Below are 12,844 nucleotides of genomic sequence, written 5' to 3'. Positions count from 1 at the left end.
CTATTGACCCTCCAAATGTCTGATGTATTGTTCGAAGGAACGTACTCGCCGAACTGATGTGAGGAGACACGGTGGCAGTGCATCAGGCTGTTCTCGGCCGATTCTTCGAGGACTATGTTGTAGGGGACATCTACCAGCACCCCATCGGGCGCACGATCTCCGAAGCCGACAACACGTGGATCACGTTGCTGTCGATGAACACCAACCAGAACCACTTCAACGCTCATCTCGCAGCGCAGAACCCCATCACCGCCGGCAAGGTCATCGTCAATTCCGGCCTGACAGTCGCTGTGGTACTGGGTATTTCGGTGCTCGACATGAGCCAGAACGCCATCTCGAACCTCGCGTTCACCGATATCAAGATGTCGCACCCGGTATACGTAGGGGACACCATCTACGCGGAGAGCATCTGCACAGGACTGCGCCGGTCCGAATCCCGACCCTATGCGGGAATCGTATCCATGATCACCCGCGGACTGAATCAAGATGGCACGGAAGTCATCTCGTGGAAACGGTCGGTCATGGTCGCAACCCGCGAGAGCGGAATCGGCCAGAACTACTTCCCCGAAGCCAAGAGCGGACCGCTGCAACTGCCGGCACCCGCCGACCCGGAAGGGGCGCTGTCGTGAAACCACTCCAGGACGTCCGCATCATCTCGCTCGAGCAGTACGGGGCGGGCCCGTTCGGCAGTGTCCACCTCGCCGACCTCGGTGCCGACGTGATCAAGATCGAAGACCCCAACGTCGGGGGCGACGTCGGACGTTACGTCCCGCCCTACAACGACGGCGAGGACTCACTGTTCTTCGAAACCTTCAACCGCAACAAGCGCAGCCTTTCGCTCGACCTGTCGTCACCGGCCGGTCGCGCAGTGTTCGAAGACCTCGTCCGCACCAGCGACGCCGTCTACTCCAACCTCCGCGGCGATGTACCGGCGAAAATCGGCATCACCTACGACGACCTCAAACACCTCAATCCGGCCATCGTCTGCTGCAGCCTCACCGGCTTCGGCATGACCGGCCCGCGCGCCGAAGAGCCCGGATACGACTACATTCTGCAAGGACTCGCGGGATGGATGAGCGTCACCGGTGACCCCGAAGGACCTCCCACCAAATCCGGGCTCTCGCTCGTGGACTACTCGGGTGGCTTCGTCGCCGCGATCAGCCTGCTGTCCGGACTCCACGCCGCCAAACGGGACGGCATCGGCGGAGACTGCGACGTCTCGCTCTACGACACCGCGATGTCGCTGCTCACCTACCCGGCCACCTGGCATCTGAACGCCGGCTTCGAACCGGTGCGCACCAAGAACTCGGCGCACCCCTCCCTCGTACCGTTCCAGGCATTCGAGGCCAGCGACGGCTGGCTCGTCGTCGGCTGCGCCAAGGAGAAGTTCTGGGAACGCCTCGTCGTCGCGATCGACAGACCCGACCTGGGCGCCGATCCACGCTTCGCGAACTTCGCGCTGCGCGGGGAGAACCAAGACGAACTCCTCCCCATTCTCGAGCAGACCTTCGCTACGCAGCCGGTGGACTACTGGCTCTCGCGCCTGCAGCCGGCCGGTGTGCCGTCGGGCCCGATCAACGACGTCGCCCAAGCTCTCACCGAACCGCACACCCGTGCACGAGGCCTCCTCGTCGAGACCGAACACCCCACCTTCGGTACGGTGCGCCAAGTCGCCTCCCCGGTCCGGTTCGGTTCCGAGCCGACGCAGTACCGGCGTGCTCCGCTACGCAACGAACATTTCGACGAGATCGTCCGCGACCTCGGCTACAGCACCGAACGCGTTGCGGAGCTGACCGGCCAAGGTGCCTTCGGCAAACAAACGAGCGAGGCTCGGGCGTGACGTCGTCGGTCCTCGCCCGATGGGCCCACGGCCTGACCGTCGCGGACCTGTCCGAGAATGTCCGGCACGCTGTCGCGCGACATCTTCTCGACGGGGTCGGTAACGCCGTCGCCGCGCAACGCCTCGGATACGGGCGAGCCGCATGGACGGTCGCCGATGCGCTCGGCGGTCCGGCCGAAGCCAGGCCGCTGACCGGGACGCGGGCGATCTCCGCTCCGGCGGCAGGTATGGCGACCGCGGTGCTGGTGCACGCATTGGACTTCGACGACACTCATGCCGGTGCCCTCGTCCACGCCACTGCGGTGTCCGTTCCTGCAGCATTGGCTGTCGGACAACAGGTTCGAGCCACGGGAGCGGACGTTCTCACCGCTGCTGCGATCGGACTGGAGACGGCGTGCCGGCTCGGGGCCGCCAGTCCTCACGGTTTCCACGGACGTGGCCTCCATGCGACAGCCGTGGTCGGCCCGTTCGCCGCGGCGCTTGTCGCGGGCAAGCTGACCGGGCTGCCGGTTCCGGTGCTGGTGCACGCTCTCGGTGTCGCGGGCTCGTCGAGTGGAGGGTTGCTCGAGTTCCTCGATACCGACGCCGACACCAAGGCTCTGCACCCCGGCTCGGCCACACTGGGCGGGATCCTCGCAGCCCGGTTGGCTGCTGCGGGCGCCAGCGGCCCGGCGTCGGTACTCGAAGGACGCCGGGGTGTGTATGCGTCGATGTCGGAGCGACCCGCCGACCTCACGGTGTTGACGGACGGATTGGGCACCGAGTGGGAAGCGACCCGCATCGGTATCAAGCCCTACCCGAGTTGCCAGCTCATGCATGTCACTCTCGACGCGGTCACGGCGGCTCTGAGCGTTGGGAGTGTGGACCCCGCGCAGGTGGTCGATATCGAGGTGCACGTTCATCCGGATTCCGTGCCGATCGTATGTGGTCCGAACGCCGGTGTGGCCGCACCGCGCAGCACCTACGACGGCAAGTTCGACCTTCCGTGGAGTGTCGCTGCGCTCGTGCACGACGGACGTATCGATGTCGCGACCTACACCGGCGCGTCGATCGCCCGCGACTCGGTGCTCGCGACCGCTCGCACGGTCCGTGTCGTCGAAGCCCCGACCGAGGGTCCGGCGGCGTCGGCATCCGGACATGCGATCGTCACTCTCGACGACGGACGTGTATTCGAGGGACGCGTCGCAGGTAGCCGTGGTACCGCCGCGTTCCCCCTCGACGATCAGCAGTTGCTCGCCAAGTTCATCGCCAACTGCGGTGATCATCCCTGTGCCCCGGAGCTCGCCGACCGAATCTTCGGGCTTGCCGACGAGCCGGATCTGACCGCCGTCCTCGATCTCGCGGCCCGCATCGCGCCCGCACCCCTGCACTGACCACCTGTGCACCGAACATCCCAGGAGCCATCATGGATTTCACCTTCGACGAGCAGCAACTGGCGTTCCGAAAGGCGTTACGTCACTTCGTGGACAAAGAGATCGTTCCCGTCGCCAACGAGTGGGAGAAATCGGGACGGTATCCCACCGAGATCGTCGAACACATGAAGGCCATGGGACTGTTCGGCATCACCACGCCCGAGGAGTACGGCGGTATCGACCTCGACAAGGTGTCGTTCACACTCGTGTACGAGGAACTGGCCCGCGGTTGGATGGGCATCGCCGGCATTCTCGGCAGCCACAATCTGTCCTGCTGGATGATCAACCGCCACGGCACCGAGGAACAGAAGCAGACCCTGCTGCCGAAGCTGGCCACGGGGGAGTGGCGGACCGGGATCGGACTCACCGAGCCCGGCGCGGGCACGGACCTGCAGGGAATCCGAACGACTGCGCGGCGCGACGGCGATCACTACATCGTCAGCGGCGCCAAGACGTGGATCACCAACGCCCGGCACGCGAACGTCCTCCCGGTTCTGGTGAAGACCGACCCGTCCGCGGAACCGGCACACAAAGGCATGAGCATCCTGCTGATCGACACCACGCTTCCAGGTTTCGAGGTGCAACGGGATCTCGGCAAACTGGGGTACAAGGGCACCGAGTCCTGCGAGATCCTCCTCGACGACATTCGGGTGCCGGCCGACGCATTGCTCGGCGGAACAGAAGGGCGTGGTCTGCAGCAGGCCCTGTCGGGCCTGGAAATCGGTAGGCTCAACATCGCCGGCCGTAGCGTCGGTATCGCCCAGGCCGCCTATGACGCAGCGCTGTCCTACGCGCGAGAGCGCACCGCGTTCGGGCAGCCGATCGCGGACTTCCAGGCGATCCAGCTCAAGCTGGCGGACATCGCCACTCATCTGCAGGCCGCCCGGCTGATGACGTATTGGGCGGCTTCGCAGGCAGACTCGGGTAAGAGAGTCGACATGGAGGCCGGCATGGCGAAGTACTTCGCCTCCGAGACGGCCATCACCGCGAGCCTCGAAGCGATGCGTATCCATGGCGGCTACGGATACTCGACGGAGTTCGTCGTCGAGCGGTTGTACCGCGACGCCCCTCTCATGTCGATCGGCGAGGGCACCAACGACATCATGCGGACAGTCATAGCCAAGGCGCTGGTCTCCGGTTCCGGGGTCATCGGATGAGCGTGGCGTTGACCTACCTGTACGTCCCGGGTGATCGTCCGGAGCGTTTCGACAAGGCACTCGCCTCGGGTGCCGACGCGATCGTGCTCGACCTCGAGGACGCGGTCGCCGCTGATCGAAAGGTGCTCGCGCGTGAAACGGTAGCTCGGTGGATCGCTGCGCTCGCCCCCGGTTCCGTGGAGGTATGGGTGCGTGTGAACCCGGGAGCGCTGCAGGAGGCGGACATCCGTGCGGTCGCGCACCCGCGGCTGACGGGGGTGTGGCTGCCGAAGGTGGGATCCGCACACGACGTCGAACAGGTCGATGGCCTCCTGACAGAGCTCTGTCCCGATGCTGCGGTATCCGCGCTGATCGAGACCGCTGCCGGTGTGTTCGCCGCACCGGCCATTGCTCGTGCGCCCCGAATGCGGTTTCTGCAACTCGGAGAAGTCGACCTGGCCGCAGACCTCGGTGTCGAGGTCGACGACGACGGGACGGCGCTGTTGTTCGCACGCAGCCGAGTCATCGCTGCGGGTGTGGCGGCAGGAATCGATCCGCCCCCTGCCGCGGTGTCACGCAATTTCCGTGACAGCGACGCCCTGGAAGCGGATACGCGCGCCCTTGCGCGCCTCGGATTCGTTGGGCGGGCGTGCATTCACCCGGCGCAGCTCGCCCCGGTTCGCCGAGTGTTCACACCGTCCTCGGAGGAGGTATGCAAGGCCCGTGCCGTGCTGGCCGGCCTGGAGGCGGCGGAGTCCGGTGTTGCTGTGGATGAAGCCGGATTCTTGATCGACGAAGCGGTCGCTCGGCAAGCACGCAGGGTGCTGGAGCGAGCGGGACGATGACCGGGCCTGCCTGCCACTACGCCTGAATGTGCGCCTACCGCCGGACCGTTGCAGCGCTCGGCCGAACGACCTCGATCGAGGATCGGTGTGCCGAATACCGCCGACTGCCTCGGTGACGACACGGTCCGAGGCCTACCGTGTCGAGGTCGCGTCACCGGCGCCCCGGCGCTGCGGCAGGTCGACTACGACGAGCTCGCCCACCACATCGGTGCGGTCTCCGAGTAGCCGATGTGCGATATCGCCACGTCGACGACAGCCTCCCCGCCAGGTATCCGGCGACATCTCTGTAGGCGCACCCTCCCAGGAGGACGGAGGGCCGGTTCGGTCCGTTAGCGTCGAGGAATGTCGTCTCCCGTCCCGTCCGAGTACGCCGACACGCTCGAGAGCATCAAACGGCTCGTGCATCGAGCACGCTACGTGGCCCAGCGCCGGGTGAACACCGAACTGCTCCGGCTCTACTGGCAGATCGGTGCGACGATCATCGAGCGACAGAAAACAGCTCCCTGGGGCAGCAAAGTCCTGTCCCGGCTCTCGGAGGATCTGCGCACCGAGTTTCCCGGAGTGAAGGGATTCTCCCCGGCCAACCTCAAGTACATGCGCAGGTTCGCTGAGGCCTGGCCCGACCCGGCGGCAATCGGCCAACGACCCGTTGGCCAATTGCCGTGGGGACATGTCATCGAGTTGCTCGACAAGCTCGAGGACGTCGAGTTACGCGAGTGGTACAGCGCCAAGGACGTCGCACACGGCTGGAGTCGTCCCGTGCTGGCTCACCAGATCAAGACGAACCTGCACGCGCGGGAGGGGGCAGCCCCGTCGAACTTTCCGCGCGCTCTCGAACGCCCCGACTCCGAGCTTGCTCAGCAGATCACCAAGGATCCGTTCACGCTCGAGTTCCTCGCCATCGACGGGGACGCCGCCGAGCGCCAGCTCGAGGATCGGCTCGTCGAGCGCATCATCGACACTCTGCGTGAGCTCGGCCCCGGGTTCGCGTTCGTCGGTCGTCAGGTCCACTTCGATGTCGAGGGCGACGACTTCTTCGTCGATCTGCTGTTCTTCCACGTCGAACAGCTCCGGTACGTGGTCATCGAACTCAAGACCACCAGGTTCGACCCTCGTGATGCCGGCCAACTCGGCTTCTACGTCGCGCTGGTCGAGGATCGGTTGCGCAGACCGCAGCACCAGCCCACCGTCGGGATGCTCCTCGTCGCGGACAAGAACGAGTCCGTCGTCCGGTACGCCCTCGCCGGCACCACGCAGCCGATCGCGGTATCGCGCTACGACCTCTCGCCCGCCGAGCAGGCTGCGCTCCCCGCCGAGGACGCTCTCACACGGGCAGTTGCTCTCGAACTCGACGACCATATGCCGGAGTGACGAGACGCCGTCCATCTTTCTGCTCCTCACCTGAGATGGCGATGCGGAGAGGAACGCGGACAGGGGCTGCACGGTGTGGCGGAACCGGCACGGAGTGTGACGGGCCCACGAGCGGCCCTCGGTTCCACCGACGGGCGCCGGGCTCACGATCTGCCACTGCGAGTCGCGCGGAGGGTCTCGATGCGCCGGAAAGTCGTGGCGAGGGATGTAGCACGCCGATCCGGCATTGACTTCGGTGTAGTGGAATCCGACGACGCGCAACGAGAAGCGCCCACGAGATTCGCCAAACGCGGTTCGTCCTCGACAATCATCGCCCGCAGACCGGTCGAGGGGCGCACCGGCGTCGTCGGGTCGCTGCCGGATGCGGGTGGGCGAGCGGAAGAGGACGACACGGTGTCCACCATCGCCGGCACCGTCCAGGAGTCGGCGCCGCGGCGGGCTTCTTGAGCAAATCTTCATACGACCTCCACCGAACCTGTGGGGTGGATGCCCGACGCTGAAGGTACGAAACCGAGGGATGGAGGCGACCATGATGGGCTGGGTCGGTGACATCGGGTGGGCGGGATGGACCGTCATGACAGTGTGCACGCTCGTGTTCTGGGCGGTGGCGATCTATCTGGTGGCTGCCCTGTTCCGCACCGATCGAGCAGACGGTCCTGCTCGCACCGAGCAGGACGATCCACTGCGGACGCTCGAAAGATGTTTCGCCCGTGGCGATATCACCTCCGATGAATTCGTGTCCCGCCGACGGACGTTGACGCAGCCCGGTGGCGCCGCCTCGACCGGCGAGCAACAGGAGCAGGCCCGTGGCTAGGATTCCCCGCCGAGCCTTCCTGATCGGCTCGATGCTGACCGGCGTCGGGGTTCTGGCGGCCTGTTCCCCGTCGGGGGCCGCGACCGGCGTGCCGGTGTCCGCCACGTCACCGGTGGTGCGTCGTCTCGAGCAGCAGCGCCGCTCCCCGGGCCAGCAGGTGGTCTCGGCCCGGTTGGCGCCGCGTCCGGTCGAGGTGGATCTCGGAGGACGCATCGTGTCCACCTGGGCATATGACGACCAGGTGCCGGGGCCGCTGATCCGCGCCCGTGCCGGGGATCTGCTGCGGGTGGAGGTGGACAACCAGCTGCCGGTGGAGACGAGTGTGCACTGGCACGGGTTGGCATTGAGCAACGACATGGACGGGGTTCCCGGGCTGACCCAGGACCCCATCGCCGCCGAAGGGCGGTTCGTCTACGAGTTCACCGTCCCTCATGCGGGCACGTACTTCTATCACTCCCATTCCGGTCTGCAACTCGACCGCGGGCTCTACGGCGCACTGATCGTCGATGATCCGGCCGATCCGGGTGCGTACGAGCACGAGTGGATCGTGGTGCTCGACGACTGGCTCGACGGCACCGGACGTACCCCTGAGGATGTGGCCCGCGAGCTCGGTATCGGTGCCGATACCAGCAACGGTGACACCACCACGGGCGGGATGGACCACGGCGCCATGGACATGGGCGGTATGGACATGGGGGAGGAAACCATGCTCTCGCCGCTGCTCGGGGGTGCCGGGGACGTGAGCTATCCCCATTTCCTCGTCGGTGGGCGTGTACCCGACGATCCGATGGTCCTGACCGCCGCACCCGGGCAACGGGCACGGATCCGGTTCGTCAACGCCGGCGCCGACACCGCCTTCCGTGTCGCAGTGGGCGGTCACCGGATGACGGTCACCCACACCGACGGTTTCCCGGTCGTACCGCAGGACACCGACGCACTGCTGATCGGCATGGGTGAGCGTTTCGACGTGCTGGTCACCCTCGGCGACGGGGTGTTTCCCCTGTTCGCCCAGGCCGAAGGCAAGACCGGGTACGGACAGGCCGTGGTGCGCACCGCCGCCGGCGAGTTGCCGCCACAACCCCGCCCCGATGAACTGGACCGGCGGGTGCTGCTCGGCACCGACCTTGCGCCCCGGGATCATGTGCGTCTGGCCGAGCGTGATCACGACCTGTATCACAGCGTGGATATGGGCGGGACCATGTCGCCGTACCGCTGGACCCTCAACGGCCGCGCTCATCCCGCCAGCGCACCGCTGAACGTCAACCAAGGACAACGGGTGCGCATGCGGATGCGCAACATGTCGGACATGTTCCACCCCATGCACCTGCACGGCCACACCTTCGCGCTCACCGACACCGGACTGCGCAAGGACACCGTCACCATCGGGCCGATGCGCACCGTCGAGATCGAATTCGATACCGACAACCCCGGCCGATGGGCGCTGCACTGCCACAACGCCTATCACCAGGAAGCCGGAATGATGACCACCGTGTCCTATCTGGCGTGATCGCCCCCCGCCGACCGGCGGTACCGAACCGTCCCATCACGATGCCTGTACTCGTTCGAGAAAGGAACACACCCTGATGAACAAGAGGCCCCTTGCCGCCGGCGCCATGGCCCTGGCAGTGGTGTTCACCGCCGCTGCCTGCAGTGACTCCGACACCGGCACCACCGTCGCGACCTCGACCGCGCCGGCCTCGGCAAGCACGCCCGCAGAACAGGCTGCGGCTCACAACGACGCCGATGTGATGTTCGCGCAGATGATGATCCCGCACCACAGCCAGGCCATCGAGATGAGCGACATGCTCCTCGCCAAGGAGAACATCCCTGCCGAGGTCATCGCGCTGGCCGAGCAGATCAAGGCCGCGCAGGGACCGGAAATCGAACAGCTCGAGTCCTGGCTCGAACAGTGGGGTGAACCCACCGAAATGCCCGAGACCAGCAACAACGACATGCCGGGCATGGACATGAACGAGGACATGGACGGTATGGAGGGAATGCAGATGGAAGGGATGATGAGCGAGGAGGACATGCAGGCGTTGGCGGATGCGCAGGGCATCGACGCGGCCCGCTTGTTCCTCGAGCAGATGATCGCCCACCACGAAGGCGCCGTCGACATGGCACAGACCGAGATCGAGGACGGGCAGTTCCCCGATGCGGTGGTCATGGCCCGCACCATCGTCGACACTCAGCAGCAGGAGATCGACACCATGCGTGAGCTGCTGACCACCCTGTAACCGGCCCCGCCCGGTTTTCTCTCGGCCCGCCATCCCAGGAGGCTTTCGATGTCGCACCCGGACCAGGGATACCCCCACCCCGGCCCGGCGCCCGCCCGGCACGAGCACGGCGCCAGCGTTCAGAGTCCGACCCCCGACGAGCACGACGTGCACGGCGAGTACCTCGCCCACGTCGGGCAGGGTGAGCACACCGGGCACGATCGGCACGCCGGACACGGCGCGCACGGAGAGATGTTCCGACGACGCTTCTGGGTGTCACTGGTCCTGTCGCTACCGGTCGTGGGGTTCAGCCATATGGTCGCCGAGCTGCTCGGCTACACCATGCCGGACTTTCCCGGGGCCATGTGGATTCCGCCGGTACTGGGCACGGTGATCTTCGTCTACGGCGGCACCCCGTTCCTCACCGGCGGCTGGGCCGAACTGCGCTCGCGCCGACCGGGGATGATGCTGCTGATCGCGATGGCCATCAGCGTCGCCTTCCTCGCCTCGTGGATCACCACCCTCGGCCTCGGCGGTTTCGACCTGGACTTCTGGTGGGAGCTGGCGCTGCTGATCGTGATCATGCTGCTCGGGCACTGGCTCGAGATGCGCGCTCTCGGGTCGGCGTCGGGCGCACTCGACGCGCTGGCGGCGATGCTGCCCGACACCGCCGAGAAGATCACCGACGACGGCACCGAGGAAGTGTCACTGGCGGACTTGGCACTCGACGACGTAGTGCTCGTGCGAGCCGGGGCCCGGGTGCCCGCCGACGGCACCGTCATCGACGGACGTGCCGAGGTCGACGAATCGATGATCACCGGCGAATCGAAGACCGTCACCCGCGGAAGCGGTGACACCGTCGTCGCCGGCACCGTCGCCACCGACAGCGCCCTGCGCGTGCGGATCACCGCCCTCGGTGAGGACACCGCCCTGGCCGGCATCCGACGCATGGTCGCCGATGCCCAGGCGTCGTCGTCGCGTGCGCAGGCGCTGGCGGACAAGGCCGCAGCGTTTCTGTTCTACTTCGCCGCGATCGCCGGCCTGCTCACCTTCGCGGTGTGGGCGCTGCTCGGCAACATCGACGAAGCGGTGGTGCGGACGGTCACCGTGCTGGTCATCGCCTGCCCCCACGCCCTGGGACTGGCGATCCCGCTGGTGATCGCGATCTCCACCGAACGCGCCGCCGAAGCCGGTGTGCTGGTCAAGGACCGGCTCTCGCTCGAACGCATGCGCACCGTCGAGGTGGTCCTGTTCGACAAGACCGGCACCCTCACCCAGGGGCGGCACCAGGTCACCGATGTCACGACCGCCCACGGAATCGGCGAGTCGTATCTGCTGGCCCGCGCCGCCGCGGTCGAAGCCGACAGCGAACATCCCGTCGCACGCGCGATCGTGGACGCAGCGGACACCCGCGTCCCGACAAACGAGCGGCTCACCGCCACCGACTTCCGGTCCCTGCCCGGCCGCGGTGTGCGGGCGCTCGTCGACGGCACTGCGGTGACCGTCGGCGGCCCCGCCATGCTCACCGACCTGGCGCTGTCGGTACCCGCCGACGTCACCGCGGTCACCGAGGGATGGGTACGGCGCGGAGCCTCGGTGCTGCATATCGCCGAAGATGATCGGGTGCTCGGTGCAGTCGCACTCGAGGACGCCGTCCGCGAGGAGTCCCGCCAGGCGATCGACGCCCTGCACGCCCGCGGAGTCAAGGTCGCGATGATCACCGGCGATGCCCGGCAGGTCGCCGACACCGTGGCGGCCGATCTCGGCATCGACGAGGTGTTCGCCGAGGTGCTGCCCGAACACAAGGACGCGAAGGTCACCGAACTCCAACAGCGTGGACACACGGTCGCCATGGTCGGTGACGGTGTCAACGACGCCCCGGCCCTGGCCCGGGCCGACGTGGGGGTGGCGATCGGTGCCGGCACCGATGTCGCGATCGAATCCGCCGGGGTGGTGCTGGCGGCGAACGATCCGCGGGCGGTGCTGTCGATCATCGAGCTCTCCCACGCCAGCTACCGGAAGATGTGGCAGAACCTGGTGTGGGCGACCGGCTACAACATCATCGCCGTGCCCCTGGCCGCCGGCGTGCTCGCCTTCGCCGGTGTTGCGCTCTCCCCGGCGGTGGCTGCGGTGCTCATGTCGGTCTCGACCATCGTCGTCGCCCTCAACGCCCAGCTACTGCGCCGCCTCGACCTCGACCCCGCCCACCTGACCCGCACCTGACCGGCGCGGCACCCACCCCCTTCGAGAAAGTCTCTCTGTCTCCATGTGGAAATCGTTCGCGCGCCCCTACCGGGGTGCGCTCACCGCCGTCGCCGCTCTGACCGTGCTCGTCGGATGCTCGACTCAGCAGCCCGCTACGACACCGACACGATCGGGGACTGTTCCGGTGTCGGAGGTGCCCGCGGTGACGTTGACCCCCGCCCTCGACCACCTGCACGGGCTGCACCGTGGGGCCGACGGCACGATCCTGGCCGGCACCCACACCGGTCTGGTCACCCTCGGCGTCGACGGGCGCACCACCCGGATCGGTACCTCCGACGACGACTTCATGGGACTGACCGGGGTGCCGGGCACCGATCGACTCTTCGCCTCCGGACATCCCGGACCATCGAGTTCCGCTCCGAACCCGCTCGGGCTGATCGACAGCACCGACGGAGGTCACATCTGGACACCGAAATCCCTTGTCGGAGAAGTGGACTTCCACGCTCTGGCCACCGACGGAGAGGTGCTCGTCGGTTTCGACGGCACCACCGGACTGCTGGTGTCCACCGACGCCGGCGTCACCTGGAGTTCCGGAGCCCCCCTGGTCGCCGCAGCCCTGGCCGTCACCGACGATGGCGTCTGGGCGGCCACCGTCGACGGGTTGCAGCACAGTTCGGATTCCGCCCGCACTTTCACCGCCGTTCCCGATGCGCCGAGACTGATGCTGCTCTCTGCCGCCGGCGACGGATCCCTATGGGGTGTCGACGCCGAAGGTGTCGCCTGGCGCAGCGACACCGGCCGAACATGGGAACAGAAAGCAGTGGTCGGTCCGGTCGAAGCGTTGCTGGCCGTCGATGTCGACACCGCCTACGCCGCCACCGCGCAACAGCTCTTCACCCTCGAATGACTTCCGGGTCGGGTCCGGACGAAGGTTCACCGCGGACGGCGCACCGGGCATGCCGAGGGATGCCGTCATCAGCAACCCTCGGTCTCGGCGGGCGCTCC

The 12,844-nt window shown here is 66.8% G+C and carries 13 protein-coding genes; all 13 read left to right on the top strand.

What is annotated here, in order from left to right; all coding sequences use genetic code 11:
• The first annotated feature begins 71 nt into the window (after window positions 1-71).
• Window positions 72-629 (top strand): MaoC family dehydratase, encoded by a 558-nt coding sequence (locus A8G18_RS09715; RefSeq protein WP_064063710.1) that lies wholly within the window; start codon window positions 72-74, stop codon window positions 627-629.
• Complete coding sequence (locus A8G18_RS09710) at window positions 626-1,840, top strand: CaiB/BaiF CoA transferase family protein (RefSeq protein WP_064063709.1); 1,215 nt, start codon at window positions 626-628, stop codon at window positions 1,838-1,840. Before A8G18_RS09715 ends, A8G18_RS09710 begins: the two co-directional genes overlap by 4 nt.
• On the top strand, window positions 1,837-3,213 hold the full coding sequence (locus A8G18_RS09705) for an MmgE/PrpD family protein (RefSeq protein WP_064063708.1): 1,377 nt from the start codon (window positions 1,837-1,839) through the stop codon (window positions 3,211-3,213). The genes A8G18_RS09710 and A8G18_RS09705 overlap by 4 nt, the downstream gene beginning before the upstream one ends.
• Before the next feature lie 32 nt (window positions 3,214-3,245).
• Complete coding sequence (locus A8G18_RS09700; protein WP_024100312.1) at window positions 3,246-4,409, top strand: acyl-CoA dehydrogenase family protein; 1,164 nt, start codon at window positions 3,246-3,248, stop codon at window positions 4,407-4,409.
• Window positions 4,406-5,233 carry an HpcH/HpaI aldolase/citrate lyase family protein gene (locus tag A8G18_RS09695; RefSeq protein ID WP_064063707.1) on the top strand — a complete coding sequence of 276 codons (828 nt, stop codon included), beginning with the start codon at window positions 4,406-4,408 and terminating at the stop codon, window positions 5,231-5,233. The genes A8G18_RS09700 and A8G18_RS09695 overlap by 4 nt, the downstream gene beginning before the upstream one ends.
• Before the next feature lie 87 nt (window positions 5,234-5,320).
• Window positions 5,321-5,458, top strand: a complete 138-nt coding sequence (locus A8G18_RS22755; RefSeq protein WP_024100310.1) for a hypothetical protein — start codon at window positions 5,321-5,323, stop codon at window positions 5,456-5,458.
• Window positions 5,459-5,575: 117 nt separating this feature from the next.
• The gene (locus tag A8G18_RS09690; RefSeq protein WP_064063706.1) at window positions 5,576-6,604 is read left to right on the top strand and encodes a PDDEXK nuclease domain-containing protein; all 1,029 of its coding nucleotides are present in this window, start codon (window positions 5,576-5,578) and stop codon (window positions 6,602-6,604) included.
• A gap of 240 nt (window positions 6,605-6,844) precedes the next feature.
• Window positions 6,845-7,051: a hypothetical protein gene (locus A8G18_RS09685; protein ID WP_064063705.1), complete on the top strand. Its 207-nt coding sequence runs from the start codon at window positions 6,845-6,847 to the stop codon at window positions 7,049-7,051.
• A gap of 70 nt (window positions 7,052-7,121) precedes the next feature.
• A complete protein-coding gene (locus A8G18_RS09680) occupies window positions 7,122-7,418 on the top strand; it encodes an SHOCT domain-containing protein (RefSeq protein WP_064063704.1) in 297 nt (98 codons plus the stop codon).
• Window positions 7,411-8,925 carry a multicopper oxidase family protein gene (locus tag A8G18_RS09675; protein WP_064063703.1) on the top strand — a complete coding sequence of 505 codons (1,515 nt, stop codon included), beginning with the start codon at window positions 7,411-7,413 and terminating at the stop codon, window positions 8,923-8,925. Before A8G18_RS09680 ends, A8G18_RS09675 begins: the two co-directional genes overlap by 8 nt.
• Before the next feature lie 76 nt (window positions 8,926-9,001).
• Window positions 9,002-9,655, top strand: coding sequence for a DUF305 domain-containing protein (locus tag A8G18_RS09670; RefSeq protein ID WP_064063702.1), 654 nt, complete (start codon window positions 9,002-9,004; stop codon window positions 9,653-9,655).
• A 48-nt stretch (window positions 9,656-9,703) separates the two neighbouring features.
• Window positions 9,704-11,857 carry a heavy metal translocating P-type ATPase gene (locus tag A8G18_RS09665; protein ID WP_425337695.1) on the top strand — a complete coding sequence of 718 codons (2,154 nt, stop codon included), beginning with the start codon at window positions 9,704-9,706 and terminating at the stop codon, window positions 11,855-11,857.
• Between the two features lie 43 nt (window positions 11,858-11,900).
• Window positions 11,901-12,746, top strand: coding sequence for a F510_1955 family glycosylhydrolase (locus tag A8G18_RS09660; protein WP_064063701.1), 846 nt, complete (start codon window positions 11,901-11,903; stop codon window positions 12,744-12,746).
• The last annotated feature ends 98 nt before the right edge of the window (window positions 12,747-12,844 follow it).

Origin of the sequence: Rhodococcus gordoniae (genome assembly GCF_001646655.1) — a bacterium.
Lineage (GTDB): Bacteria > Actinomycetota > Actinomycetes > Mycobacteriales > Mycobacteriaceae > Rhodococcus > Rhodococcus gordoniae.
Note: the sequence above shows the minus strand (reverse complement) of the source record. Positions and strands in the feature narration are given on the sequence as shown.